The sequence below is a fragment of the Paraburkholderia sp. J10-1 genome, assembly GCF_905220165.1.
Classification (GTDB): Bacteria; Pseudomonadota; Gammaproteobacteria; order Burkholderiales; family Burkholderiaceae; genus Paraburkholderia.
The window spans coordinates 1-25,147 of record NZ_CAJMYW010000034.1; the positions used below are offsets into that span (position 1 = coordinate 1).

The 25,147-nt window shown below is 64.2% G+C and carries 25 protein-coding genes; 7 read left to right on the forward strand and 18 right to left on the reverse strand.

The window, feature by feature from the left end:
* Positions 1–163 precede the first annotated feature (163 nt).
* Positions 164–754, reverse strand: a complete 591-nt coding sequence (locus tag U5A65_RS39850) for an NAD(P)H-dependent oxidoreductase (RefSeq protein WP_321949598.1) — start codon at positions 752–754, stop codon at positions 164–166.
* A 296-nt stretch (positions 755–1,050) separates the two neighbouring features.
* Here U5A65_RS39850 and U5A65_RS39855 point away from each other — a divergent pair, with 296 nt between their 5' ends.
* The 5 genes from U5A65_RS39855 to U5A65_RS39875 all read left to right on the forward strand — a co-directional run bounded on the left by U5A65_RS39855 (position 1,051) and on the right by U5A65_RS39875 (position 4,779).
* Entirely contained in the window at positions 1,051–1,632 is a 582-nt protein-coding gene (locus U5A65_RS39855) for a hemerythrin domain-containing protein (protein ID WP_321917739.1), read from the forward strand.
* Positions 1,633–1,880: 248 nt separating this feature from the next.
* Positions 1,881–2,687 carry a transporter substrate-binding domain-containing protein gene (locus U5A65_RS39860; protein ID WP_321940305.1) on the forward strand — a complete coding sequence of 269 codons (807 nt, stop codon included), beginning with the start codon at positions 1,881–1,883 and terminating at the stop codon, positions 2,685–2,687.
* Positions 2,688–2,748: 61 nt separating this feature from the next.
* Positions 2,749–3,426, forward strand: coding sequence for an amino acid ABC transporter permease (locus tag U5A65_RS39865; RefSeq protein ID WP_321917736.1), 678 nt, complete (start codon positions 2,749–2,751; stop codon positions 3,424–3,426).
* Complete coding sequence (locus U5A65_RS39870; protein WP_321940303.1) at positions 3,423–4,073, forward strand: amino acid ABC transporter permease; 651 nt, start codon at positions 3,423–3,425, stop codon at positions 4,071–4,073. The genes U5A65_RS39865 and U5A65_RS39870 overlap by 4 nt, the downstream gene beginning before the upstream one ends.
* On the forward strand, positions 4,060–4,779 hold the full coding sequence (locus U5A65_RS39875) for an amino acid ABC transporter ATP-binding protein (protein WP_321917732.1): 720 nt from the start codon (positions 4,060–4,062) through the stop codon (positions 4,777–4,779). The genes U5A65_RS39870 and U5A65_RS39875 overlap by 14 nt, the downstream gene beginning before the upstream one ends.
* Here the strand turns inward: U5A65_RS39875 and U5A65_RS39880 are convergent.
* The 8 genes from U5A65_RS39880 to urtA all read right to left on the reverse strand — a co-directional run bounded on the left by U5A65_RS39880 (position 4,773) and on the right by urtA (position 12,464).
* Positions 4,773–5,813 (reverse strand): aliphatic amidase, encoded by a 1,041-nt coding sequence (locus U5A65_RS39880; protein WP_321949599.1) that lies wholly within the window; start codon positions 5,811–5,813, stop codon positions 4,773–4,775. The genes U5A65_RS39875 and U5A65_RS39880 overlap by 7 nt on opposite strands.
* A gap of 24 nt (positions 5,814–5,837) precedes the next feature.
* A complete protein-coding gene (locus tag U5A65_RS39885; RefSeq protein ID WP_321949601.1) occupies positions 5,838–6,173 on the reverse strand; it encodes a zinc ribbon domain-containing protein in 336 nt (111 codons plus the stop codon).
* Positions 6,174–6,206: 33 nt separating this feature from the next.
* Positions 6,207–7,445: a formamidase gene (gene fmdA, locus U5A65_RS39890; protein WP_321949602.1), complete on the reverse strand. Its 1,239-nt coding sequence runs from the start codon at positions 7,443–7,445 to the stop codon at positions 6,207–6,209.
* A 48-nt stretch (positions 7,446–7,493) separates the two neighbouring features.
* Positions 7,494–8,183 (reverse strand): urea ABC transporter ATP-binding subunit UrtE, encoded by a 690-nt coding sequence (gene urtE / locus U5A65_RS39895; RefSeq protein ID WP_110386303.1) that lies wholly within the window; start codon positions 8,181–8,183, stop codon positions 7,494–7,496.
* Positions 8,184–8,213: 30 nt separating this feature from the next.
* A complete protein-coding gene (gene urtD / locus U5A65_RS39900; RefSeq protein ID WP_321917725.1) occupies positions 8,214–8,957 on the reverse strand; it encodes an urea ABC transporter ATP-binding protein UrtD in 744 nt (247 codons plus the stop codon).
* Between the two features lie 3 nt (positions 8,958–8,960).
* A complete protein-coding gene (gene urtC / locus U5A65_RS39905; protein WP_321917723.1) occupies positions 8,961–10,130 on the reverse strand; it encodes an urea ABC transporter permease subunit UrtC in 1,170 nt (389 codons plus the stop codon).
* 85 nt (positions 10,131–10,215) lie between these two features.
* The gene (gene urtB, locus U5A65_RS39910; protein WP_321917722.1) at positions 10,216–11,133 is read right to left on the reverse strand and encodes an urea ABC transporter permease subunit UrtB; all 918 of its coding nucleotides are present in this window, start codon (positions 11,131–11,133) and stop codon (positions 10,216–10,218) included.
* Positions 11,134–11,189: 56 nt separating this feature from the next.
* Positions 11,190–12,464, reverse strand: coding sequence for an urea ABC transporter substrate-binding protein (urtA, locus tag U5A65_RS39915; protein ID WP_321917720.1), 1,275 nt, complete (start codon positions 12,462–12,464; stop codon positions 11,190–11,192).
* 180 nt (positions 12,465–12,644) lie between these two features.
* Between urtA and U5A65_RS39920 the strand changes: the two genes are divergently transcribed.
* Positions 12,645–16,067 carry an ATP-binding protein gene (locus U5A65_RS39920; protein ID WP_321940295.1) on the forward strand — a complete coding sequence of 1,141 codons (3,423 nt, stop codon included), beginning with the start codon at positions 12,645–12,647 and terminating at the stop codon, positions 16,065–16,067.
* A 10-nt stretch (positions 16,068–16,077) separates the two neighbouring features.
* A complete protein-coding gene (locus U5A65_RS39925; RefSeq protein WP_321949611.1) occupies positions 16,078–17,046 on the forward strand; it encodes a response regulator transcription factor in 969 nt (322 codons plus the stop codon).
* 46 nt (positions 17,047–17,092) lie between these two features.
* Here the strand turns inward: U5A65_RS39925 and U5A65_RS39930 are convergent, their stop codons facing one another.
* The 9 genes from U5A65_RS39930 to U5A65_RS39970 are packed head-to-tail and all read right to left on the reverse strand — an operon-like array spanning position 17,093 to position 25,117.
* Positions 17,093–17,707 (reverse strand): type II secretion system protein, encoded by a 615-nt coding sequence (locus tag U5A65_RS39930; protein ID WP_321917717.1) that lies wholly within the window; start codon positions 17,705–17,707, stop codon positions 17,093–17,095.
* Positions 17,704–18,093, reverse strand: a complete 390-nt coding sequence (locus U5A65_RS39935; protein ID WP_321917716.1) for a type II secretion system protein — start codon at positions 18,091–18,093, stop codon at positions 17,704–17,706. The genes U5A65_RS39930 and U5A65_RS39935 overlap by 4 nt, the downstream gene beginning before the upstream one ends.
* Positions 18,094–18,102: 9 nt before the next feature.
* A complete protein-coding gene (locus U5A65_RS39940; RefSeq protein ID WP_321949612.1) occupies positions 18,103–18,630 on the reverse strand; it encodes a type II secretion system protein in 528 nt (175 codons plus the stop codon).
* A gap of 24 nt (positions 18,631–18,654) precedes the next feature.
* Positions 18,655–20,931, reverse strand: coding sequence for a type IV pilus secretin PilQ (locus U5A65_RS39945; RefSeq protein WP_321917714.1), 2,277 nt, complete (start codon positions 20,929–20,931; stop codon positions 18,655–18,657).
* Entirely contained in the window at positions 20,932–21,540 is a 609-nt protein-coding gene (locus U5A65_RS39950; RefSeq protein ID WP_321917712.1) for a hypothetical protein, read from the reverse strand.
* Positions 21,537–22,103: a hypothetical protein gene (locus U5A65_RS39955; RefSeq protein ID WP_321949605.1), complete on the reverse strand. Its 567-nt coding sequence runs from the start codon at positions 22,101–22,103 to the stop codon at positions 21,537–21,539. Before U5A65_RS39955 ends, U5A65_RS39950 begins: the two co-directional genes overlap by 4 nt.
* Positions 22,100–22,630, reverse strand: coding sequence for a hypothetical protein (locus U5A65_RS39960; protein WP_321949606.1), 531 nt, complete (start codon positions 22,628–22,630; stop codon positions 22,100–22,102). Before U5A65_RS39960 ends, U5A65_RS39955 begins: the two co-directional genes overlap by 4 nt.
* The gene (locus U5A65_RS39965; RefSeq protein ID WP_321949607.1) at positions 22,627–23,526 is read right to left on the reverse strand and encodes a hypothetical protein; all 900 of its coding nucleotides are present in this window, start codon (positions 23,524–23,526) and stop codon (positions 22,627–22,629) included. The genes U5A65_RS39960 and U5A65_RS39965 overlap by 4 nt, the downstream gene beginning before the upstream one ends.
* Positions 23,507–25,117 (reverse strand): GspE/PulE family protein, encoded by a 1,611-nt coding sequence (locus tag U5A65_RS39970; protein WP_415766487.1) that lies wholly within the window; start codon positions 25,115–25,117, stop codon positions 23,507–23,509. The genes U5A65_RS39965 and U5A65_RS39970 overlap by 20 nt, the downstream gene beginning before the upstream one ends.
* Positions 25,118–25,147 lie beyond the last annotated feature (30 nt).

Genomic DNA, 25,147 nt, shown 5'->3' on the forward strand with positions numbered 1-25,147 from the left:
ACCCTGCAAGGCGGGCATCGGCCGCGATTCGACCGCAAATTTGCCCGGACCGTTGTAGACCAGTGCTTTCATGTTCCCTCCAAGGATGTTTGGAACCACGCCCTGGCCGCGTAGCTCGCAGGATGGCCTGATCGACCCGCCGCGAATCTGTTCCGCCCAGGGTTCACGTCGCGGGCACCGATGCGAAGTGACCGCGTACAAAATCACGCACTCGCGCGAGGTTGGCGGAGGCCGTAGGGGCAGCCATCGCCGGGCCGATCTCGTCGAAATGCAGGTGCCCGATCAGATTGAAACCCGATGCGCGGAAAACGTGTGTGTCCTGCAGCAGTTGCATCGCCTGCCAACGGCCGTCCTCCACGAACGAGGCCAGCGGCGCCGCCGAAACGGTTACCACGACGGCACGGCGACCCGCCAGCATGCCGTGCACGCCGTCCGGCTGCGTCTCGTACGCGAAGCCGCGGCTGAATACCCGGTCGACATAGCCTTTCATCATGGCGGGCATCGCCATCCACCAGAGCGGATAGATGACGGTCACGACATCCGCCGCGAGCACGTCTTTCTGCGCGATCACGACGTCGGCCATCCGAATGTGCGCGTCGCTTTGCTCGGTTAATTCCTGCGCGGACAGCACGGGATCGAACCCCATGCGATACAGGTCATGCACGCGCACGTCATGGCCCATGCGGACCAGCTCTCCAAGGTAGGCGCGCGTCACGCTCATGGTGAAGCTGTCTTCCACCGGATGCGCGACCACGATCAGGTGTTTCTGCATGGCGGTGGCTCCTCTCAAAAACCGCTACGCAGAGATCGTGCGCGCGCCCGCGATCGTCTGATTGACACACATCAAAGATATGCGGATTGCCCTGCTTGCGTGAGCCGCCAGTCCCCTTCAGCATGGCGCGGACGATCCGCACAGATTGACCAGGATCAATACTTCCCGCGCCGCCAGTTCCATAGTGAATGCGTTGCGGCCGACCACGCGGCGCCGACCTGGCGCGCGCTCGAGTGCGTATTCCTACCCGGTTGGCCGAGCCTGTTACGGAGCCCGACATGGAACCTGCCACCCGACGCAGCGCGATACAGGTGATCCTGAGCGAACACCGACGCCTGACGAGCGTCGTCAACGGCATGCTGCGCGTGACCGAGCGCATGGCGTCCGATGCCAGTTCATCCGGCGCCATGCTCATGCGCGCGATGCTCTATTACATACGCGAATTTCCCGAGCAGATTCATCACCCGAAGGAGGAGCGATATCTGTTCGCGCGGCTACGCGGGCGCACCGACGAACTCGATGCCGCAATCGACGAACTCGGGCGTCAGCACGAGGAAGGCGAGCAGTACATCCACGCCATCGAGCGCTCACTCACACGGTACGAACTGGAGGGTGCGGGCGCGTTGCCTGCGCTGCGCGGCGAGGTGAGCGCCTATGCCGACTTCTACGCTCAACACCAGCATCTTGAAGAGACGGTGATCCTGCCTGGCGCGCGGCGCTATCTGACCGTGGCCGACTGGGTGGAGATCGACGAGGCATTCGGCGCGAATCGCGATCCCTTCGAGAGTCTCGAGATCGAAGACAATCTCGACGATCTCTATGCGCTGATCGTCCAGACCATGCCGGACAGGCAAACCTGAACGCCGGAACGCGGACCTGCCGGTTAGCGCGGCGAGGTGGAACTACAGCGAGTTCCCCCGCGCTTACCGAACCTTGCCGGCGCACCGATCTGGTGAATTCCACCCGGCATCCCACGACAAATCACCCGGTCTTTTCATGTGCTACGGCTTCACAGGCTGAGCACGCGGGCATTGGCGCGCTCCTTGCTTTAGCCACGGCACGCTCGCTCTTGAGAATGCGGGCGACCCATCTCTTCGGAAATCCCAGGATGCAACACAAGCCCAATTCGCTCCAACGCCGCCGCTGGCTCGCCGCGCTGCTGGCCGTGCCCGCACTGACCTTCTTCACAGCTCAGGCCGCCAACGCCGACGCACTCGACGCCATCGCCAAGCGCGGCGTGCTGCGCGTGGCTGTTCCCGAGGACTATCCGCCGTTTGGCGCGGTCGGCCCGGACATGCAGCCGCAAGGCTACGACATCGACATGGCTGCACTGCTCGCGAAGTCGATGAAGGTCAAGTTGCAGCTCGTGCCGGTCAATAGCGCAAACCGGATTCCCTACCTGCAGACCGACAAGGTCGACCTTGTGATCTCCTCGCTCGGCAAAACGCCGGACCGCGAAAAGGTCATCGATTTTTCGCAGCCCTATGCCCCCTACTTCCAGGGCGTGTTCGGACCGGCCGATATCAAGGTGGCGGGACCTGCGGACCTCACCGGCAAGACCGTTGGCGCGACGCGCGGCGCACTAGAAGAAGTCGCGCTCACCAACATGGCGCCGAACGCCACCATCCGTCGCTTCGACGACAACAACGCGACCATCCAGGCGTTTCTCTCCGGCCAGGTGCAGCTGATCGCGGCGGGCAATATCGTCGCCGCGACGATCCTCGCGAAACACCCGCCGCGCGAACCGCAGATGAAGTTCGTCATCAAGGACTCGCCGTGCTTCGTGGGCCTCAACAAGAACGAGCCGCAACTGCTCACCAAGGTCAACGCGGCGATCGAGGAGGCGAAGAAGGACGGCTCGCTCCAGGCGATGTCGAAGAAGTGGTTTGGCCAGCCCTTGCCCGCCAATCTTTGACGCCTTGCGCCGCCGCCATGCGCGGCGGGCGCTTTCACCTCTGCACACCCGTCATATTTTCATGAGCTATCAGCTTCAGTTCGGCGACCTCGCGGGCTACGCCGGTATGTTCGCGAGCGGTGCGTCCGTCACGCTCGCGCTCACGGCGGCCTCGACGCTGCTCGGCATCAGCCTGGGCGTCGCGGGCGCGGCCGTCTACCAGAGCCACCGCACGGCGCCGCGCACGGTCGTGCACGCCTATGTGGAGGCCATTCGCAACACGCCGTTTCTCGTGCAGCTTTTCTTCGTGTTCTTCGGGCTGCCCGCGCTCGGCGTGCACATCGGGGAATACACGGCGGCCGTGCTCGCGATGACGCTGAACCTCGGTGCATATTCCGTCGAGATCCTGCGTGCCGGCATCGACGCGGTGCCGCGCGGACATCGCGAGGCCGCCGCGGCGCTCGCGATGTCGAGCCGCGAAACCTTCGTGCACGTGCTGCTTCCGCAAGCATTCGCGAAGGTGTTTCCCGCGCTGGCGAGCCAGATCGTCATCACGATGCTCGGCTCGGCCGTCGTCTCGCAGATCTCGGTCGCGGATCTCACGTATGCGGCGGGTTACGTGCAATCGCGCAATTTCCGCGCGTTCGAAACGTATTTCCTCATCGCCGGGATCTATCTCGTGATGGCGCTCCTCTTGCGCGCCGCCCTCACCGCCGCCGGCCGGCGACTGTTCACGCGCAACCTGCGAGGCGCGCGATGATCGAATTCACATTCGCGCAGATCGTCGAAGGTTTGCTGCTGGCCGCGCGCTGGACCGTTCTGCTCTCGCTGGTTTCATTCGTGACCGGCGGCGTGGTCGGTTTGCTGCTGCTCGTTATGCGCGTGTCGAACTCACGCGTGCTGCGCTCGCTCGTGCGCATTTACATCGAGGTGTTCCAGGGCACACCGTTGCTGCTGCAGCTCTTTATCGTCTACTTCGGGTTGCCGCTGCTCGGCATCGACGTCTCGGCGTGGATGGCGGCCACGCTCGGCCTCACGTTCTTCACGAGCGCGTATCTCGCCGAAATCTGGCGCGGCTGCGTGGAGGCGGTGCCGAAGGGCCAGTGGGAGGCGTCGGCCAGTCTCGCCATGAACTATTTCGAGCAATTGCGCCATGTGATCCTGCCGCAAGCCGCGCGCATCGCCATCGGCCCGACCGTGGGTTTCGGCGTGCAGGCGATCAAGGACACGGCGCTCGTGTCGATCATTGGCTTTGCCGAACTCACGAAGGCCGGCACACAAATTTCGAACGCGACGTTTCGGCCGTTTCTGGTCTACGGCCTCGTCGCGCTGATCTATTTCGCCCTGTGCTATCCGCTTACGCGGTATGCGCGGGTGCTGCAAAGGAAATGGCATGCCGCTCGTTAAGACCGAAGGCGTCGAAAAGCAGTTCGGCGCCCACCCTGTACTGAAGGGAATCGACCTCACTGTCGAACGCGGCCAGGTGGTCAGCATCATCGGGCGCAGCGGCTCCGGCAAGAGCACCTTGCTGCGGGCGCTGAACGGACTCGAAAGCATCGACGCGGGCTCGATCGAGATCGACGGCGAACACGTCGATGCACGCCACGCGGACCTGCGCGCGCTGCGGCTGAAAGTCGGCATGGTCTTTCAGCAATACAACCTGTTTCCGCATCTCACCGCTTGCGAAAACGTGATGCTTGCGCAAACGGTCGTCAAGAAAACACCTCGCAAGGAGGCCCGGGTCATCGCACAGGAGATGCTCGAGCGCGTGGGCCTGGGCGGTAAATTCGACGCTTATCCCGATCAACTCTCCGGCGGGCAGCAACAGCGCGTCGCCATTGCGCGCGCGCTCGCCATGAAGCCGAGCGTGCTGCTCTGCGACGAAATCACATCCGCGCTCGACCCCGAACTCGTAGGCGAGGTGTTGGGCGTGGTGGAAAGCCTCGCGCGCGAGGACATGACGCTCATCATGGTCACGCACGAAATGCGCTTCGCGCGCGCCGTGAGCGACACCGTGGTGTTCATGCACGAAGGCCGCGTATGGGAAAGCGGACCGCCCGAGGAAATTTTCGGCAGTCCGTCGACGGTGGAGTTGCGGCGCTTCATTCAGTGACGTTCGTCCAGATCGCCGTGTGGAATGCCTTCTATCGGACACTCGGCGGTGCCCGGCGTCGTACGCGTGAGCGCTTCCACCGCGCGCCGCGTGCCTTCGGGGTCCGCTACCCAGTTCCGGTAGAAGCCGAACGGACACGCGGCCACGCCGTTGGCGCCGTCGCCCGAATTGAGCGTGCCTGTGTAGCCGCGATGCAGCAGCTTGTACAGATGATTCTGCGACTGCATGTTGCGTCGCGCGTCGCGAATCATGCTTAGCGAAAGCTCGGCGTACTGCACGCCCATCTCTTCCTCGCCGCATTCGCCGAGCGTGCGCCCGTCGAAGCCGACGATCGCCGAATGGCCGAAGTACGAATACACGCCGTCCCAGCCCGTGGCATTCGCCACGGCCACATACGTGTTGTTCATCCACGCCATGGCTTTCGCGACCATGACCTGCTGCTCCTTGGCCGGGTACATGTAGCCCTGGCAGCGCACGATCAGCTCCGCGCCGCTCATGGCGCAGTCGCGCCAGATCTCCGGATAGTTGCCGTCGTCGCAGATAATGAGGCTGATCTTGAGGCCCTTCGGCCCTTCCGTCACGTAGGTGCGATCACCGGGATACCAGCCTTCGATCGGCGTCCACGGCATGATCTTGCGATACTTCTGCACGATCTCGCCGCGATTGTCGATCAGCACGAGTGTGTTGTACGGCACCTTATGCGGATGTTCCTCGTGGCGCTCGCCGGTCAGCGAAAACACGCCCCACACGTTGGCCTTGCGGCACGCGGCGGCAAAGATGTCGGTTTCCTCGCCAGGCACCGTGGACGCCGTATCGAACATCTCCTGCCGGTCGTACATGATTCCGTGCGTCGAATACTCGGGGAAGACCACGAGGTCCATGCCCGGCAAGCCCTGCTTCATGCCGACCACCATCTCGGCAATGTTCCGCGCGTTTTCGAGCACCTCGGCCTTCGTGTGCAGTCGCGGCATCTTGTAGTTGACGACCGCGACGCCCACGCAGTCGCGGCTGCTCGAAATATCACCATGTCGCATAGTTTGCTCTCCTGATAAGTCGGTTCAATGGCTGATCATCCACGGCCGCCCCGCCGGGCGCTTGAGGCCTTCGGACGGCGCGCCCGCGAGCTTCGCGCCGCCGCCCGAGCAGCAGCTGCAACCGGGGCGATGGCGCAGCGGCGGCCCGTCGCCGGACTGACGCGGCGCATGCACGGCGCGTTCGTTCGTCGCGTGCGCATGGCGGCGCGTGCCTGCCATCAACGCGAGCGCAGGCGCGCTGATCACGCGCGATCCTTCGCCGCCGCAATCAGGACAACGGCACGGCTTTTCGCGGTCGGCAATGCGGCGCATGACGGCGAACGGACCGCAGCTCGCGCATTCGAAGTCGTAGATCGGCATGACGGGTTCCTCGTGTGACGATGTGACGATCGATTACGCTTTCGCGAGATCGGGCGAGCACGGCAGATCGACGCCGCCCTTGATGTGCTGGATCGGGCCATCGGCATTGGGTCGAATGTCGAAGTCGAAGATCTGCGTGGGCAGCCACAACGTCGCGCACGCGTTCGGAATATCGACGACACCGCTGATATGCCCTTGCACCGGCGCGCAACCAAGCAGTGAATACGCCTGCGCGCCCGAGTAGCCGAACTTCTTCAAATACTCGATGGCGTTCAGGCACGCCTGGCGGTACGCAACGGTCACATCGAGATAGTGCTGGCTACCCTGCTCGTCGACGGAAATGCCTTCGAAGATCAGATAATCGTTGTACGTCGGCGTGATCGGACTCGGCTGGAACACAGGATTGCGAATGCCGTATTTCGCCATGCCGCCCTTGATGATATTCACGCGCATGTGCACCCAGCCAGCCATTTCGATCGCGCCGCAGAACGTGATCTCGCCGTCGCCCTGGCTAAAGTGCAGGTCGCCGACAGAGAGGCCCGCGCCATCCACGTAGACCGGGAAAAACACCTTCGAGCCGCGCGACAGGTCCTTGATGTCGCAATTGCCGCCATGCTCGCGCGGCGGCACGGTGCGCGCGCCTTCGGCGGCGGCCTTGTCGCGCGCCTCGCCTGCCAGCTTGCCCATGTGCGCCGTGGCCGCGAACGGCGGATTCGCCAGCGGCGGCACGCGCTCGGGCGCCGTCGCGATCAAACCGGTTTCGCGCGCGTTCCACGTTTCGAGCAGCTTCGGGTCGGGCAGGCAGCCGATGAGCCCCGGATGAATCAGGCCCGCGAAATTCACGCCCGGAATATGGCGCGAACTCGTATACACGCCATGGAAATCCCAGATCGACTTTTGCGCGTCGGGGAAATGATCGGTGAGAAAACCGCCGCCGTTCGACTTCGAGAAGAAGCCGTTGAAGCCCCACTGGCTGTCCGCTTTCGCGCCGATGTCGAGCAGATCGACCACGAGCAGGTCGCCCGGCTCCGCGCCGCGCACGCCCACCGGGCCCGAGAGAAAATGCACGATCGAAAGGTCGATGTCGCGCACGTCGTCGGCGCTGTCGTCGTTCTTGATGAAGCCGCCGGTCCAGTCGTACGTTTCGAGCACGAAGTCGTCGCCGGGATTGACCCAGCAGGCCATGGGGATATCCGGATGCCAGCGGTTGTGGACCTGTTCGTTTTCGTAGGCGGACTGGTTCAGGTCGACCTTGATGAGAGTTTCAGGCATTGCGTTCGCTCCTTGGTTCGAAGGTGGTCAGGTTGTGAAGCTCGGCGTTCACACGGAGAGGTATTCGCGTATGCGATCGGTGTCACCGGCGTCGCGCGTGCTTTGATGCACGAAGCGCCCGCCTTCGATCACGAAGAGCCGGTCCGCGACGTCGAGCGCGAAACTCAGCACCTGCTCCGACACGACGATGGCGATGTTCCGTGTCTGGCGAATCTGATTCAGCGCCTTCGCGATGTCTTTGATGACGGACGGCTGAATGCCCTCGGTCGGCTCGTCGAGCAGCAGCACTTTCGGGTCGGTCGCGAGCGCGCGCGCGATGGCGAGTTGCTGCTGCTGGCCGCCCGAGAGATTGCCGCCCTTGCGGCGCCGCATGTCGAATAGCACGGGAAAGAGCGCGTAAATGTCGTCGGGTATGCGCTGGCTCTGCGCGTTTTCGAGTCCCGTCTGAATGTTTTCCTCGACGCTCAGCGAAGCGAAAATCTGCCGCCCTTGCGGCACGTAGCCGATACCCTTCGCAACGCGCCGGTAACTCTCGTCCTTCGAAACGTCGGCGCCGCCCACGCGCACCGTGCCGCGATTGGCGGGCAGCATGCCGATAAGCGCCTTGAAAAGCGTGGTCTTGCCCATGCCGTTGCGGCCCATCACCGCAACGCTTTCGCCATTGGCCACCGAAAAGCCGATGCCGTGCAGCACTTCGCTCTGGCCGTAGCTCACGACGAGATCGTCGACTTCCAGCATGATGTGTCCTCCGTTCAGTCGTTCTGTCGTTCAATGGCCGAGATAGACATCGATCACGCGCGGATCGGCCTGCACCTGCGCCATCGGCCCTTCCGCGAGAATCTTGCCTTGATGCATTACCGTGACCTTGTGCGCAATGCGCTCGACGAACGCCATGTCGTGCTCGATCACGATCATCGAGCGGTTGCGGCAGATGCGGTCGAGCAGCTCGGCAGTCAATTCGCGCTCGCGCACGCTCATGCCCGCAATCGGTTCGTCGAGCATCAATAGTTCGGGGTCCTGCATGAGCAGCATGCCGATTTCGAGCCATTGCTTCTGGCCGTGCGAAAGCAACCCGGCCTCCAGATCGAGCAATGCGGCAAGACCGATTTCGTCGGCAACGGCGCGCACGCGGTCGGCCACTTCGTCGTCCTCGCGATACGCGAGTGCGCCGAACACACTGCGCCCGCGCGGAAACGACACCTCCAGGTTTTGCGCGACGCTCAGGTTTTCGTAGATCGACGGCGTCTGGAACTTGCGGCCAATGCCCTTGCGTACGCGCCGGAATTCCGCGAGCTTCGTGATTTCCTCGTTGCGGAACTTGATGCTGCCCGCTGTTTCCTTCGTCTTGCCGCAAATGAGGTCGAGCAGCGTGGTTTTGCCCGCGCCGTTCGGTCCGATCACGACGCGCAGTTCGCCGCGCTCGAGATAGAGATTCAGCGAATCGATCGCCTTGAAGCCGTCGAACGACACGGTCAAGTCTTCGATCGCGAGCAGAAAGTCAGTGTTGCTCATGCTTCATGCCTCCTTGTTCGCCACGCCGAGCCAGCGCCGCACGCGCGGCCGCACATGCTCTTCGTAGAGGCCTGCGAGTCCGTTCGGAAACGCCATCACCACGCCGATGAACATCGCCGCCATCAGATAGAGCCAGAGATTCGGAAAGCTCTCCGAGAACCAGCTCTTGCCAAGATTGACGAGAATCGCGCCGTACACCGCGCCCACGAGCGACATGCGACCGCCGATCGCCGCGTAGATCACCATCTCGATGGACGGCACGATGCCGACGAACGACGGCGACATGAAGCCCACCTGCAACGTGAACATCGCACCGCCGATGGCCGAGAGCAGCGCCGCGAGACAGAACGCGAACACCTTGAACATGGCCACGTCGTAGCCGGAAAAGCGCACGCGGTCTTCCTTGTCGCGCATGGCGAGCAGCAGCGTGCCTGCCTTGCTGCGCTGGACCCAGCGGCAAGCGAGCAACGCGCCGATCAGCAGCACCGCGTTGACAAAATAGAGCACGAGCTTCGCGTGGTCGGTGCGAATGTCCCAGCCGAGCAGCGTGCGCAGGTCGGTGATGCCGTTCACCCCGCCCGTATAGCCTTGCTGGCCGATGATCAGCACCGAGAGAATCAGCGCGACGGCCTGGGTGATGATCGCGAAGTACACGCCGCCCACGCGCCGCTTGAACATGGCGTAGCCGATCACGAATGCGAGCGCCGTCGGCACGACGAGCACCGCGAGAATCGAGAACGGCAGCGAGTGAAACGGTTTCCACCACGTGGGCAGCGCCGTGAGCTGGTTCCAGTCCATGAAGTCGGGAATGCCGGGCGTGGTCTGCGTGCGCGTCGCGGCCGGGTCGGACGCTTCGAGCTTGAGGAACATCGCCATCGCATAGCCGCCGAGGCCGAAGAACACACCCTGCCCGAGGCTCAGCACGCCGCCGTAGCCCCACGCGATCACGAGGCCCATGGCCACGAACGCATAGGTCAGATACTTGCCCATGAGGTTCAGCCGGAATGTGTCGAGCGCGAGCGGAAACACGATCACGATCAGCACCGCGAGGATCGCGATGCCTGCGTAGCCCGACGCGTCGAGCCGCGCCGCGACCGCGCGCCAGCCGCCCGGCGCCGCGCCGGAGCCGGATCGCGGGGAGACGCCGCCCGCTACGGGTTGGATGGGTTCCATGTCCATCTCTCCATACAAGTGAAACAGTGAATGAGCCGCGCGCGCGAGCGCGCACCCGGCAACGCCCTTAACGCCCTTAATGTCCTTACACGCGCCGCACCTTCGAGGCGAACAAGCCCTGCGGACGCAGCATCAGGATCACGACAACCGTGAGCAGCGTGAGCACGCGGGCGATCGAGCCCGAGAGGAAGAACTCGCTGATCGACTGCATCTGTGCGATGCCGAACGCCGAGGCCACCGTACCGAGCAGGCTCGCCGCGCCGCCAAACGTCACGACGAGAAACGAATCGACGATATAGAGCGAGCCGCTCGTCGGCCCGGTCGAGCCGATCGCCGTGAACGCCGCGCCCGCCACGCCCGCGATGCCGCAGCCGATGGCGAAGGTCATGCGGTCGGTGCGGCGCGTGTTGATGCCCGCCGCGTTCGCCATCGGCCGGTTGGCGACCGTGGCGCGCACCCGCAGCCCCCAGCGCGAGCGATAGAGCGCGAGCAGCAAGCCACCCGTCATGAGCAGCGCGAGCCCCATGACGAACATGCCGCTCACGGGAATGTCGAGCCCCGGCGCCGGCTCCCACGAACCCATCAGCCAGTCGGGCAGCGCGGGGCTCACTTCCTTCGGCCCGAAGGTCGAGCGAAACACCTGCTGCATGCCGAGGCTCAGGCCCCAGGTGGCGAGCAGCGTGTCGAGCGGGCGCCGGTAGAGATGCCGGATGAGCGCCCATTCGGCAAGCCAGCCCGCCGCAAACGCCAGGCCGAACGCCGCGAAGATCGCGAAGAAGAAGTACACCGGCGTGAACGCATGCCAGACGTTCTGCGCGAACCACGAAAACATGTAGACGGTGTAGGCGCCGATCGTCATGAATTCGCCGTGCGCCATGTTGATCACGCCCATCTGGCCGAAGATCACAGCCAGCCCGAGCCCCATCAGAAGCAGGACGCTGAACAGGCTCAAACCGGCGAAGCCCTGCATCAGCGTGATGTTGAAAATGTCGGTAGCGGACATCGAGCGCTCCTCGCGCGGCGGCGCATGATGCGCGCCGCGCAGCTTCGGTTGACGGATTACATGTAGCCCTTCGGGAACGGATTCGGCTGGATCGGTTGCGCCGACTGCGCGACGACCTTGAACTGGCCGTCCGCCTGGCCCTCGCCGATCAGCGAGCGGCTCCACAGGTGATGGTTCGCGTCGACCTTGGCGTAGCCCTGCGGCGCGTTGCCGACCTCGATGCCCGCCGACGACGCCACGACCTTGTCCACGTCGAAGCTGCCCGCGCGCTCGCACGCGGCCTTCCAGATCCACGGGCCGAGATACGCGGCCTGGGTGACGTCGCCGATCACGGCCTTTTGCCCGTAGCGCGCCTTGAATGCCGCGACGAACTTCTTGTTGTTGTCGTTATCGAGCGACTGGAAGTACTTCATCGACGAATAGAAGCCCGCGAAGTTGTCGCCGCCAATGCCGAGCACTTCGTCTTCGGTCACTGAAAGCGTGAGCAGGAACTGCTTCTGCGGGGTGATGCCGGCCGCTTTCAGTTGCTTGTAGAACGCCACGTTCGAGCCGCCCACCACGGTCGCGAAGATGCAGTCGGGGCGCGCGAGCTTGATCTTGTTCATTAGCGAATTGAATTCGGTCGTGCCGAGCGGGTAATACTCTTCGCCCACGACCTTCGCGTGCAGATGCTGCTCGATATGGCGGCGCGCGATCTTGTTCGAGGTGCGCGGCCAGATATAGTCCGAGCCGATCAGGAAGAACGTCTTGGCTTTCTTCGTGTTCGACGCCCAGTCGAGCGCCCACAGAATCTGCTGGGTGGCTTCCTGGCCCGTGTAGAACACGTTCTTCGACTGCTCGAGGCCTTCGTAGAAGGTCGGGTAGTACAGCAGGCCGTTGTCCTTCTCGAACACCGGCAGCACCGCCTTGCGCGAGGCCGAGGTCCAGCAGCCGAACACGGCGGCGACGTGGTCGTTTTCGAGCAGCTTCTTCGACTTCTCCGCGAAGGTGGGCCAGTCGGACGCGCCGTCTTCCTGAATGATCTGGATCTTGCGGCCGAGCACGCCGCCCATGGCGTTGATCTGCTCGATGGCGAGGCGTTCGGCCTGAATCGAGCCGGTCTCGGAGATCGCCATCGTGCCGGTAGCCGAATGCAGCTGGCCCACCGTCACCGTCGTGTCGGTCACGGCAAGGCCCGTCGTGTTGACCTTCGCCGTGGGCGGCGTTTGCGCAAACGAGGTGCGCGGCATGCCGAGCGCCATCAGCGGCGCGGCGGCGAGGCCGCCGAGCAGTTTGCGGCGCAGCGGCGACGGCATGCGGGCATCGTCATCGATTCGATCGTCTGCGGACATCACGTTCTCCTTATCGGGCGCCCTGCGCTTCGTGTCAGGGCTGGGTCGAGGTTGGACGCAATGTAGAAAGCCAAATTGGCAATCGAAATACGTCGATTGACGTATTCCCCGCCGGCGCACTGGAATGTAACTTGCATGAACTTCGATCCTGCCGCTTTCGCACCAATCCGGATCATCTTCATGTCCCAAAGTCCCCCGCCAGTGGGCGCGCCCAGCACGCAGCGCATCGTCAAGGTGCGACGCGACTACAACGCCTGGGTCGGCGACGAAACGCTCGAAGACTACGCGCTGCGCTTCACGCCGCGCTCGTTTCGCCGCTGGTCGGAACTGCGCGTGGCCAATACGGCAATTGGCGCCGTATCGTTTCTCGTGCTCGAGGCAATCGGGGGCAGTCTCGTCATCAACTACGGCTTTACGAACGCGATCTGGGCCATCGCCGCCGTTTCGGTGCTGATCTGGCTCACGAGCCTGCCGATCAGCTATTACGCGGCGCGCTATGGCGTCGACATGGACCTGCTCACGCGCGGTGCGGGCTTCGGCTATATCGGCTCGACGCTCACCTCGCTGCTCTACGCCGTCTTCACGTTTATTTTTTTCGCGCTCGAAGCGGCCATCATGTCGCTCGCGCTGCAGCTCTATTTCCACATCTCGCTCGGGATCGCGTATGTGCTGAGTTCGCTCGTCGTGATCCCGATCGTGATGTTCGGCATCACGCTGATCAACCGCCTGCAAAGCTGGACGCAGCCGCTCTGGCTCGTGCTGTTCGCGCTGCCCTATGCGGCGGTGCTGTGGCGTCATCCGGGCCTCGTGCACGAATGGACGACGTTCGCGGGCTTCGCGCCGCAAGGCCGCGCGTTCAGCTTGATCGCGTTCGGTCAGGCCTCGACCGTGGTCTTCGCGCTGATCGTGCAGGTGGGCGAACAGGTGGACTATTTGCGTTTTTTACCGCCGCTCACGGCGCGCAACCGCACGCGCTGGTGGCTGGCCCTCCTTTCGGCGGGCCCGGGCTGGATCGTGCCCGGCGCGCTCAAGATGCTCGGCGGCGCGTTTCTCGCCTTCGTCGCGATCCAGCATGAGGTCGATGCCTCGCACGCCGCGCAGCCCACGCAGATGTACCTCGTCGCCTATCATCTGCTGCTCGATCCGCTCGGACTCGCGAGCTGGGCGCTGCCCGTGATGACGCTCTTCGTGATCGTTTCGCAGTTGAAGATCAACGTGACGAACGCCTATGCGGGCTCGCTCGCGTGGTCGAACTTCTTCGCCCGGCTCACGCACAGTCACCCGGGCCGCGTGGTCTGGCTCGTGTTCAACGTGATGATTGCCTTGCTGCTCGTGGAAATGGGCGTATTCGACGCCATCGGCAAGGTGCTGTCGCTCTATGCGAACATTGCGATTGCGTGGGTGGGCGCCCTGTTTGCCGATCTCGTCATCAACAAGCCGCTCGGCTACAGCCCGCGTTATATCGAGTTCAAGCGCGCGCATCTGTACGACGTGAATCCCGTGGGCGTGGGGGCCATGCTGATCGCGGCAGCGGTCGCGATGCTCGCGCAAAGCGGCATGCTCGGCGTGCTTGCGCAAGCGATGTCATCGTTCATCGCGTTCGGCGTGGCGTTCGTCTGTGCGCCGGCGATCGCGATCGCCACGCGCGGGCGCTACTACATCGCGCGGGCCGCGCAGCCCACGGGCGACGCCGTTTCGCTGCGCTGCGCGATTTGCGAGAACGCCTTCGAACCCGACGACACCGCGTACTGCCCCGCTTACGGCGGCACCATCTGTTCGCTGTGCTGCTCGCTCGACTCGCGCTGCCACGACCGCTGCAAACCGCATGCGCGCTTCGCCGCGCAGGCCGACCGCGCGCTGCACCGCGTGTTTCCGCGCATTCGGCTCGGCCCCGCCGCGCTGCGTCTCACGCATTACGCTAGCCTCGTGGTCGCGATGCTGGCGGTGCTCGCGAGCGTGCTGTATCTGATCTGGTCGCAGAGCGTGACGACGCTTGCCGCCAACGATGCGTCGTTCGACGGCGCCATTGCGGGCAGTTTCCTGAAGATATTTTTCTCGCTCTCTCTGGTGGGCTGCATCGCGGCATGGTGGTTCGTGCTCGAGCGCGAAAGCCGGCGCGTCACGCAGGAAGAATCGCAGCGGCAAAACGAATTGCTGATGCTCGAAATCGACGCACACCAAAAGACCGACGCCGCGCTCAAACGCGCAACGGCCGCCGCCGAATCGGCGAATCAGGCCAAGAGCCGCTACGTTACCGGCTTGAGCCACGAGTTGCGCACGCCGCTCAATAGCATTCTCGGCTATGCGCAATTGTTGCTGCAGGCGAAAGACGAGCTTTCGGCGACCCGTTATAACGCGGTGCGCACGATCCACCGCAGCGGCGAACATCTGCTCGCGCTGGTCGACGGCCTGCTCGACGTCGCGCGTATCGAAGCGGGCAAGCTGCAACTGAACATCGCGCGCGTGCCGCTCGCCGATTTCGTCGCGCACGTCACGTCGATGCTGCGCCCGCAGGCGCTCGAAAAGGCGCTGGCCTTCGACGTGCAGACCGTCGGCCGTCTGCCCGCCACGGTGCGCTCCGACCAGAAGTGCATGGGCCAGATCCTCACTAACCTGATCGGCAACGCCATCCGCTTCACCTCCGCCGGCACCGTGACGCTGCGCGTGAGTCACGCGCTCGACACCCTCAAGTTCGAAGTGATCGACACCGGACCCGGCATTCCCGCGGCCGAGATGGAGCGCCTGTTCCTGCCCTTCGAGCGAGGCGACGCCGCGCACGCGCATGACCACGGCGCGGGCCTTGGCCTCACGATCTGCCGGCTGCTCACGCAGGCGCTCGGCGGCAGTCTCGAAGTCGACAGCGAGGTGGGACGCGGCACGCGCTTCGTGGTGCGGCTCTTTGCGCCCGCCGTCGACAGCGCCGCCGACGCGCGCACCGAACTCGCGGCGATACGCGGCTATACGGGCGAGCGCCGTGCGATTCTCGTCGTCGACGACTTCGCGGACCAGCGCGGCATTGTCGTGCAACTGCTGACGCCGCTTGGCTTCGACGTCGCCGAGGCGGCGAGCGGCCCCGAGGCGCTGCGCTGGCTCGCCACGCACAGCGCCGACGCGATCATCATGGACATTTCCATGCCGCTCATGGACGGCTACGAAACCAGCCGCCTGATCCGCGAAAACCAGTTGTCGAATGCGCCTGTCGTGCTGCTTTCGGCCAACGCGTTCGCCGACGACCGCGAACGCGCGAGCGCGACCGGCTGCGCAGGCTATCTTGTGAAGCCGCTGCAGGTGAACGTGCTGCTCGACAAACTCGCGCAACTGCTAGCGCTCGACTGGATTGCATCCGATACGTCATTGCCCGCGCCCGCGCAGGCCGGTGCGGCCTCGCTCAACGCCGCCTGGCCGCCAGCGGTGCTCGAACGCCTGCGCGCGCACCTCGAAGTCGGCTACGTGCAAGGCGTGATCGAGCAGCTCGACACGGCCCGCGCCACGTGGCCTGCGCTGCAGGAGCATATCGATGTGCTGCGCGCATTGGCGGAACGCTTTCAGCTAAGGGAACTCGAGCATGAACTCGACCGACTGCCTCGCTCCGCCGATGCGTGACGCACAGGCCATGGGCGGCGCCAACGCGGCGCCTGGCTGGCTTGACGACCGGCCTGTCGTATTGATCGTCGACGATACGCCGGACAACCTCGCATTTCTTTCCGACACGCTCCAGGCGCACGGTTACGCGGTGCTGGTCGCGCTCTCCGGCGAAGACGCGTTCAAATGCCTCGCGCGCGTGACACCCGACGTCGTGCTGCTCGACGCGATGATGCCGGGTATGGACGGCTTCGAGACCTGCAGCCGCATGAAACAGGACGTGCGCCACGAGCACCTTCCCGTGATCTTCATGACGGCGTTGACCGAAAGCGAGCACGTGGTGCGCGGCTTTCGCGTGGGCGGCATCGACTATGTGACGAAACCCGTGCGGCCAGAGGAAGTGAGCGCGCGTATTGACGCGCACGTGCGGCGCTCGCGCGCGCAACTCTATGCGCACGCCGCGCTGTCGCTCGATACGCGCGCGGCCTTGATCGTGGGCGCCGATGGCGCGATCCGCTGGCAAAGTCCGCAGGCCGCGCGCCAGATCGCGGCCTACTCCGCCGCCGGCGCGGACCAGGCGGATGAGGCAACGCAAGCCAGTGCGCGCCTCAGCTTGCCACCGCAGTTGCACGCCTGGTTCGAGGAGTGGCTTGCGCGCGGATGCCCACCCGACGCCGTTCACGAGTTCGCAGCGGGGCACGTTCGCCGCTCGGCCAGCGCGACGCCTGCGCCCGAGCCGGGCGAATGGATCGTTATCCTCAAGGAAATAGACGATACCGTCCATCGCAATGCGCTCGGTGCGCGCTTCGGCCTGACGGCGCGCGAAGCCGAAGTGCTGCTCTGGGTGTCGCGCGGCAAAACCAATCGCGACATCGGCGACATTCTCGGTATGGCGCCCCGCACGGTCAACAAGCACCTCGAACATCTGTTCCGCAAGCTGCATGTCGAAACGCGCGCCGCCGCCGCCGCGCTGGCGATAAAGACGCTGGACCGGACCTGAATGCCGTCAGGCAATCCCGGGCGCGCGATCTGCCGCCCGTTACGCGTCAGCGCGACCCGGGCATCCGCTGCCCCGGCAGGAAGCCGCCATCGAAGCCGGACAGCGCAGGAAAACTGGTGGATTTCCCGGGCGCGGTCAGGCCTCCGGGGTTGCTTTGCGTGGTTCGCAAGCCCGGGGCAAGAAAAAGGAACTTCCAGCCGTCGTAAGTTTCCGCGCCCTCGAAATCCTCGTATTGCCGGGGAAATCCCGTGCGTTTGAGCGTGGCTTCCGCCGACCGGCTGAAGACACCGTAGAAGCGATCGCCCTGCAGCATCGGCACCCAGTCGTTCTTGCCGGTGAGCGGATCGGGATAGGCAAAACGCAGATGATGAAAAGGCTTGGGAAAGCGCGTGTCGTCGAGCAGTTCATCGACCGTCGCGGGGTAAGCCCGGCCCACGCGGTAGTAGCGCAGAATCGCCAACCGGTACTGGTTGCCGGCGAACAGCAGTTGCTTTTCCTGCTCGCGGCGGCGTTGCAGCGACCACACGTCGAGCGCGCCCGCCAATGCGATCGACATCAGCATCAGCGCGATCAAAAGCGCCAGCAGCACGAGCCCGCGCTCGCGCGCCGTACGGGGCTTCAAGCGCCGCCTGGCGCGCGGCGTGCGGCCCGCGCTGCTCATTTCGCGTCTCCTTGCGCGTGCGGCGGCGTCCCCTGCGCACTGCTGGCCGGCGCGACGTCGTAGACGCCTGGCTTGGTTTCATCGGGCGAAGCGATCACAGCCCATTTGTCATCGCCGTTGACCGGATCGACGGGGACGGCGCGCAGGTAATGCTTGGCCACCAGTTCGTCGAGCGTCTCGGGGTACTGGCCGTTGTCCCCGTAGTACTGGTCGATCGCATTGCGCATTACCGCGACGTTCTGGCGCCGGACCTGCTCCTTGCCGACTTCGATGCTGTGCATATAGCGCGGCACCGCTATCGTCAGCAGCAGGCCGATGATGGCCATCACGACAACGAGTTCGATCAGCGTGAAGCCGCGGATCGTGTGCCTGCGAGCGGGTTTCATGATGCGCCGTCACCATTGTTTGTACGGAATGCCGTTAATGCCGACGCGATCGGATTTCGACGACACGTCGAACACATCCTTGCCGGCCTGTTCGCTCATCGCGCCGGTGTCGCCGCCCGCGGCCTGATCCGGCGGCTCTCCATAGGCGCGCACCCTCCACGTTTCTTCGGCAAGCGTGTCCGGGTCGCCGGTAAAGAAGGGATCGCGCGGCACGTGACGCAGGAACATCAGCAGGCCGCCTTTCGGATCGCGTGCGTTCTTCACGCCGGTCACGAGCACGGTCAGCGTAGGCGGATAGCCGGACGCTTCGGCGTCCTTGTCGATGAGGCCGGTATCGCTTGCTTCCTTGTAGGCGTCGAGCGCGGTACGGATCTCGCGCAACGCGTCGCTCAGTTGCTCCTCCTTCTGACGCTGTGCGATCAGTTCCGAAAACGGCAGGATCGCGAGCGCGAGAATGCCCACGAGCGCGAGCGTGATCACCAGTTCGATCAGCGTGAATCCGCGCTGATCGAACTGGCGTGAGCCGCGCAAGCGCATCGCGCACGTTCCGGTAGCCACGGTTCAGTACCCGCCCTCGACCGGGCGCAGGGGGTTATCGCTCGGCATGGTGCCCGGCGGCATTTGCAGCATCGGCGGCGGCGTTGGGGCCGCTGCCGGCGGTGGCGGTGGCTGCGGCGCGGGCGGCGGTGCCGCGGCGGACTCCGCTTCGCCGCCCGCCTGGTCCGCAGCCGCAGGCGCGGCCGGGGCCGGCGCAGCGCTCTGCCCAGACTGCCCGTACTGCCCCGCTGGAGCCGTTTGCTGCGCAGGGTTTCGCGAGAAGCGTCCACCGTACGGTTCGGGCGGCGGCGTCGTGCGCGGCGCGGGCGCCATTTGTCCGAACGCGCCGTTCGAAGGCGACGGCAGCGCGGGATACGCTTCGGCGCCGCTTCGCGAAGACGCGCCCCCCACCGTGCCGCCGCCGACCATGCCAGGCATCGGCTTCGCCGCCGGCGCCACGGACGTGGCCGCGCTCGCCACGACGGGATCCAGCCGAAGCTGATCGGCATGCACATTGACATCGGTGCCCGACCACAATTCCTGCGTGTCCGCGTCGGGGGCAACCATCGGCCGGACGATGTGCGGGGTGATCTGCAACACGATCTCGGTCTTGACGTGGTCGCCGTTGTGGTTGGAGAACAGCCTCCCCAGTACCGGCAACTGCCCAAGACCGGGCACCTTGTTGGCACTTCTGCGGTCTTCATCGGAGATGAGGCCGCCGAGAATCTGGGTTTCGCCGTCGCGCAGGCGCAGGCTCGTCGACGCGCTGCGTGTGCCGATCTGATAAGCGAGCGAATTCAGGCCATTGGAATTGCTGCTCGAGATCGTGTTCGTGATGTTGCTGACTTCGAGATTGAGCTGGATGCCGACGTCGCCGTCGCGATAGACCCGTGGCTGCACTTCGAGCTTGATGCCGACATCGAGGTACTGAATCATCTGCGTATAAGAGGGGCCGCTCGTGCTAGGCGTGCTCGAACTCGAGATCACCGGCACCTTGTCGCCAATCATGATGCGCGCTTTCTCGTTGTTGCGCGTCCTGATGCGCGGGCTCGCAAGCAGATCCGCGTCGGTGTCGGTGAGCTTGAAGTTCGCCGTGGCCGAAAGGCTGCTCACGTTCAGTTCATTGATCGTCAGATGATGCAGAATGCCCCATGTCGTCGCGGTGCTCGGCGTCGACATCGTGAACGAGTTCGGCCAGTCGATGCCAAGATCGGTCAGTCGCTCGTGTGACACTTCCAGCACCTCGACTTCCATCATCACCTCGGGGTCCGGCAGATCCTGGGCGGCGACCATCTCCTCGGCAACCTTGATCGTGTCGGGCGTGCCGCGAACCGTCACGGTATTGGCCTTTTCGTCGATCACGACCTCCTTGATCTTCAGAATGCTCTTGAGCAACTGCTGGATCTGCTTGGCCTCGACGTTCGACAACTGGAACGTGCGCACCTTGAGCTCCTGATACTCGAGCTGCTTGGCGGGCGTGGCGGGATAAATGAAAAGCGTATTGGCGTTGAGCTGCTTCTTGTCGAGCTGATTCTGCATCAGGATCATGTCGACCGTGTCCTGCACCGAAGCGTTCGTCACGAAGATCGTCGTCTTCAGATCGGAGCGTACGTCGCGATCGAAGATGACGTTCAACCCCGTGGTGCGCGACAAGGCTTCGAATACCATGCGCACGTTCGCTTCGCGAAACTGCAGCGTCACCGGCTTCTGCATGATCGACGACGCCGCCAGCTTGTCGTCGCGCTCCGCACGTTGCTGGCTCAGCTTCGCGTTGAGCTCCGTCTGCATCTGCTGCGCGAGGGTATTGGTCGGGTTCTCTACCAGCACGCGGTGCACCCGTTCAGCGGCCTGCGAATAGGCGCCTCGCTTCATCATCCGTTCGGCTTCCTGAAGAATGGCCAGATCTTTGCGGTCCTGATCGATCTGCAGGCCGATCTTGCGGATGCGCTCATTGGTCGGATCGATGGCGTATGCCTGGAAGAGGTTACGGATCGCGTCGTCGAACTGGTAGCTCTTGCGGAATTGATCGGCCTGGTCGAGCAGCGTCTTGACCTGGGCGTTGCGCTGGTTCAGATAGTCGACTTTCGCCTGGGCGTCGGTGGGATCGTCATGAATGTTCGGTACGTGCATGCAGCCGCCGAAGGCGAGCGCGGACACGGCAACGGCAAGCGCAAGCACGCGCCCTCTCGCGATCTGCATCGCGCCTGGCAACGGAACAGGAAACCGAGCGACCTTCGAGAGGCGTGTTGACGGGCCGCTGTCCCCATCGCGGCTCGCACCCCGTGTGCATGAGGCATTCATTTATTTGTCCTCGCGTGGAATGGCTACCACCTGCCTTTCGTGCAGCGGCAAATAGGTCAGCACGACGTCCGACTCCGACACCGACTCGATACGGTACTGGTTGTCGATCACGTCGCCTGGCGACACGATCAACAACTGATCCCCGTTGCTGAGAAACACTTGCGGTCTGGCTGCCTTTGCATCGATTTGGCCCACGTACGTGAACGGCACGGGGGGCGCGGTGGGCGCAGCGGGCTGCACCGGCACGACAGGCACTTCGACTGGCGGTGGCGGCGGAAGCCACGAAGAGACCGTGAATGGATCGTGGTTCGACTCGAGCGAAAGCGGCGCGCGCAAAGAAAGAAGCTTCGCATGGGCGCTCTCCACCGCCGTACCGACGTCCGCGCCCTGCGCACCCGACGCCGGCGCCGCGGCCTTGTCGGCTGCTGCGGACGGGTGCTTGCGATGCCTGGCGTCGGGTCGCAGGTGGCTGTCATTGCGATGCTGAGTGTCGAGCACGGCGACTTGCGCCGGCATCTGGCGCGCCGCGACCAGCACGCGATACCCTGCCCCGGCAGCCGCGATTGCGCAAAACACCAGCAGCACACGCATGGGCAGAGCGGGTTTCATGGCTGGACGCTCCTGTAAATCAGTTCGAAGCGCACCCGCGCGTCGAGAATGTTGCCGTCCACCGCGGGACGCTCGACATGGATTTCCCGTAGCGCGGCATTCGGCACCTTGTTGAGCACCAACGCCAGAAAATGCCGGATCGCACTGTACTGATCCTTGACGGGCAACATCACCTGATAGCGCGTGAAGCGCGCACCGGCATCCGTGCTCACCTGGTATTCGGCCGAGCCGAGCGTCAGATTGCTGCCACGCGCCTGCTCGAATATCGCCGCGATATCGTCCGCGCTTTGCGAAAAATGCGGGAACAGTTCCGGCAACGCGTCGAGCGCAACCGCATCCGCCGCCGCGCTATGCGCGCCGCCAGGCGGGTGCGCCGCGGCTGTCCGTGTGAGCCGGCCCGAATCCTGCATGGCTTTCGTATCGGCATCCACATTGGCGATTTCAACGCACATGAGTGCCGCCGCACCGAACATCAGCACACCCGCGAGTCCAGGCAGGCCGTACGAGCGCCGCAACTCGAACCGCAGTGTCAGCAGCCTGTCCCGCAGTTGCTCCGCGTTCATGATTTCCTCCAGACGGCGGTGATCTGGAAGCGAACCGGTTTGCCCGGCACATTGGTCTCGACCAGATGATCGTTGAGCACGGCTTCGCGCAACAGCACGCTCGTCTGCAGATACTTCAGGTACGCGATCATCGCGTCGAAATTCTTCGCTTCCGCCGTAATGCGAATCTGGCTCTGCGCCGGGTTCTGGTCGATGCCGATCAGCGCGACATCGTGCTCCGGATAGTCTTCCACGATTGAAAAGAGGTCCTGCCATGGCACGGTCAGCTCGCGCAGTATCGACAGGCTCTGCTTTTCCGCGAGCTTCGCGGCCAGTGTCAGCGGCGGTTTCACCGCGTGCTGTTGCGCGAACGTCCGATGCCGGACGACGTCGAGATCGGTCTGCACGCGATCGTTCTCGGCGTAGGCATGCCAGAGGCGCACTGCACACGCGAGCAGCAGCACGGCGGCGACACCCAGCAAGATCCGGCCGCTCGTCCCGATGCGCGCGCGCCGCCTGGCGAAGTCGATGTCGAGGATCTGGATCATTGCGCGTGCTCCATCAGCCGACGCGCGGGCGAACTGTCCGGCGCCGGTTGCGTCGGCCGGATCGCAGCCGCAAAACGCGCTTCGAACGGCGCGGGGTCGGTGTCGTACCCGAACAAATAGATCGTGCAGTCTTCCCGTTTGAAGCCCGCTCGCGTCGCCGAGCGCTCGAACAGCTGCTCGGCCAGTTCGGCAAGCCTCGGCGCGTTGCCCGCGTCGCCGGGAAAGAGGCGCTGCGCGTCATAGGCGGCCCAGCCGCGCTGCTCGACCATCACGGCCTGCATCAACTCCTCGGCCACGAAGATCAGCAGCGCATCGCCGCCCGCCACGATGTCGGCGCAATTGAGCATTTCCGGCAGGCCCAGTTTCAAGCGGGAAATCCGCACATTTCCAGCAATGCCCACTTCATGCATGCCGTCATGCAGCGCGCGCGACATCGCGCTCGCAAACAATGCGCGGCCGCCCTGCTGTACGCAAAAGCGCACCAGCAGCGATTCGCCGTCGATGCCATAGGTGTCGGTGAAATGGGCCAGCGCGATCTCTTCGAGTTCGCGCGCGCGCAGCGTGCGAAAGTCGCCGCGCAATATCGCGTGGTTGCCCCAGAAGTCGTCCAGCACCACGTGTGCGTTGCGTGTCGGCGATTTCGCCTCGCGCGGCGCGCTCTCGACGGTTTCCGCTGCCTCCGCTGCATCGGCGCCGGGTGTGGCGACGAGCGCCGCACGCAGCGCAGCGAGCAGGCCCGCTTCGGTGCCGTACAGGTCGTCGGGAATCGCGAAGCTGAGCGGCTCAGCCGACGGCAGGTGTTTGCGCGGGTGCCACCGTCCGGGCGCGCGGGTCCCGACGACGATCTCGCGTGTGCCGATGCCGATTGCAACCGGACTATTCAACCATCGTGACACGGTTGATCTCCTCGAGTGTCGTTTCGCCGCGTTTCACGAGCTCGATTGCGGCGACGCGCAGCGTCTGCATGCCATAGCGCATTGCCGCGGCCTTGATGTGCCCGAGTGGCGCGCGCTCCGATAGCAGTTGCCGGAGTTCGTCGTTCATGCGCAGCGCCTCGGCAATCGCACGCCGCCCGCGATACCCGCTGCCGCGGCATGCGGCGCAGCCTGTGCCGCGGCGAAACAGGTAGTTTCCCGCTGCGTCCGGGTCGATTCCCGAGCGGATCAGCGTCTCCTTGTCAATCGTGTCTTCGGTCATGCAATCCGGACAGCATTGGCGCAGCAGGCGCTGCGCAATCACGCCATTCAGCGCGGAAACGAAGGAGTACGGATCGACCTCCATATTGGTGAAGCGGCCGATCACGTCGAACACGTTGTTCGCGTGAACGGTCGTGAACACCTGGTGCCCGGTCAGTGCGGCCTGCACGGCGATCTGCGCCGTTTCCGGGTCGCGGATTTCGCCGACCATGATCTTGTCCGGGTCGTGCCGCAGAATCGAGCGCAGCCCGCGTGCGAACGTCAGTCCCTTGGCCTCGTTGACCGGAATCTGCAGGATCTCGCCGAGCTGGTATTCGACCGGATCTTCGATCGTCACGATCTTCTCGAGGCCGTTGTTGATTTCCGTGAGAATCGCGTAGAGCGTCGTGGTCTTGCCGCTGCCGGTCGGCCCCGTGACGAGCAACATGCCGTACGGCATCGAGGCGATCGTACGCATGAAGCGCGTGTCGCCCTCCTGAAAACCGAGTGCCTCGAGCGTCAGGCCACCTGTGGATTGCGAAAGCTGATAGCGGTCGAGAATGCGCAACACCGCATCCTCGCCAAACTGGTTCGGCATGATCGACACGCGAAAGTCGATTTCACGCCCCGCGTACTGCGCCTTGAAGCGCCCGTCCTGAGGCACGCGCCGCTCCGCGATATCGAGCTCGGAGATCACTTTCACGCGCGAGAGCACCTGGTCCGCAACATCGCGGCCCTCGGCGCGGCCCACCACGGTGAGCACGCCATCCACCCGGCACTTGACCATCAGCCCGTTCGCGCGGCATTCGAGGTGAATGTCGCTCGCCATCATCTTGAGCGCGTCGTAGATTGTCGAATTGAGCAGCCTGACGACCGGACTGTCGTCGCTGCTGATGCCCTGCAGCGTCAACGCGAGCGAAGCGGGATCGACCGCGTTCTGGATCGGATCGTCGAACGCAAGGGAGTCCAATGCGCGAACATCCTTTTCGCGCACGGTCAGCCAGGCATTGATGTCCCCTGCGCTTGCGAGCGCCCAGCGATACGGGACGCCCGGTTGCGAGCGCATGCGGTGCTCGATCCAGCCGCGCGTGCGGGCATCGAGCGGATCGGCAATCGCGAACAGCAGCCCGCGGCTATCGCTATCGTCTGGATCGTGGAAGCAGATGCAGAGGCGGGTTGTCGCGTCGACGAACGAAACGACTTCGAAATCCGGTTCGAGCTGATTCAATTCGCGCATACTGATCGACTTCATGCGGAATTGCGCCGCCAGTTGCACACGCAGCTCATCTGCGCTGAGCGAGGTCTGGGCCATCAGCTCCTCGAGCGCGCGAATTCCGGAACC

Coding starts and splice junctions, on each gene's coding strand:
- U5A65_RS39870 (WP_321940303.1), top strand. CDS start 3,423: ATGATCGAATTCACATTCGCGCAGATCGTCGAAGGTTTGCTGCTGGCC.
- U5A65_RS39855 (WP_321917739.1), top strand. CDS start 1,051: ATGGAACCTGCCACCCGACGCAGCGCGATACAGGTGATCCTGAGCGAA.
- U5A65_RS39945 (WP_321917714.1), bottom strand. CDS start 20,931: ATGAATGCCTCATGCACACGGGGTGCGAGCCGCGATGGGGACAGCGGC.
- U5A65_RS39880 (WP_321949599.1), bottom strand. CDS start 5,813: ATGCGACATGGTGATATTTCGAGCAGCCGCGACTGCGTGGGCGTCGCG.
- urtC (WP_321917723.1), bottom strand. CDS start 10,130: ATGGAACCCATCCAACCCGTAGCGGGCGGCGTCTCCCCGCGATCCGGC.
- U5A65_RS39960 (WP_321949606.1), bottom strand. CDS start 22,630: ATGATCCAGATCCTCGACATCGACTTCGCCAGGCGGCGCGCGCGCATC.
- urtE (WP_110386303.1), bottom strand. CDS start 8,183: ATGCTGGAAGTCGACGATCTCGTCGTGAGCTACGGCCAGAGCGAAGTG.
- U5A65_RS39920 (WP_321940295.1), top strand. CDS start 12,645: ATGTCCCAAAGTCCCCCGCCAGTGGGCGCGCCCAGCACGCAGCGCATC.
- U5A65_RS39930 (WP_321917717.1), bottom strand. CDS start 17,707: ATGAGCAGCGCGGGCCGCACGCCGCGCGCCAGGCGGCGCTTGAAGCCC.
- U5A65_RS39935 (WP_321917716.1), bottom strand. CDS start 18,093: ATGAAACCCGCTCGCAGGCACACGATCCGCGGCTTCACGCTGATCGAA.
- U5A65_RS39860 (WP_321940305.1), top strand. CDS start 1,881: ATGCAACACAAGCCCAATTCGCTCCAACGCCGCCGCTGGCTCGCCGCG.
- U5A65_RS39885 (WP_321949601.1), bottom strand. CDS start 6,173: ATGCCGATCTACGACTTCGAATGCGCGAGCTGCGGTCCGTTCGCCGTC.
- U5A65_RS39940 (WP_321949612.1), bottom strand. CDS start 18,630: ATGCGCTTGCGCGGCTCACGCCAGTTCGATCAGCGCGGATTCACGCTG.
- fmdA (WP_321949602.1), bottom strand. CDS start 7,445: ATGCCTGAAACTCTCATCAAGGTCGACCTGAACCAGTCCGCCTACGAA.
- urtB (WP_321917722.1), bottom strand. CDS start 11,133: ATGTCCGCTACCGACATTTTCAACATCACGCTGATGCAGGGCTTCGCC.
- U5A65_RS39875 (WP_321917732.1), top strand. CDS start 4,060: ATGCCGCTCGTTAAGACCGAAGGCGTCGAAAAGCAGTTCGGCGCCCAC.
- U5A65_RS39925 (WP_321949611.1), top strand. CDS start 16,078: ATGGGCGGCGCCAACGCGGCGCCTGGCTGGCTTGACGACCGGCCTGTC.
- U5A65_RS39950 (WP_321917712.1), bottom strand. CDS start 21,540: ATGAAACCCGCTCTGCCCATGCGTGTGCTGCTGGTGTTTTGCGCAATC.
- urtA (WP_321917720.1), bottom strand. CDS start 12,464: ATGTCCGCAGACGATCGAATCGATGACGATGCCCGCATGCCGTCGCCG.
- U5A65_RS39970 (WP_415766487.1), bottom strand. CDS start 25,117: ATGGCCCAGACCTCGCTCAGCGCAGATGAGCTGCGTGTGCAACTGGCG.
- U5A65_RS39955 (WP_321949605.1), bottom strand. CDS start 22,103: ATGAACGCGGAGCAACTGCGGGACAGGCTGCTGACACTGCGGTTCGAG.
- U5A65_RS39865 (WP_321917736.1), top strand. CDS start 2,749: ATGAGCTATCAGCTTCAGTTCGGCGACCTCGCGGGCTACGCCGGTATG.
- urtD (WP_321917725.1), bottom strand. CDS start 8,957: ATGAGCAACACTGACTTTCTGCTCGCGATCGAAGACTTGACCGTGTCG.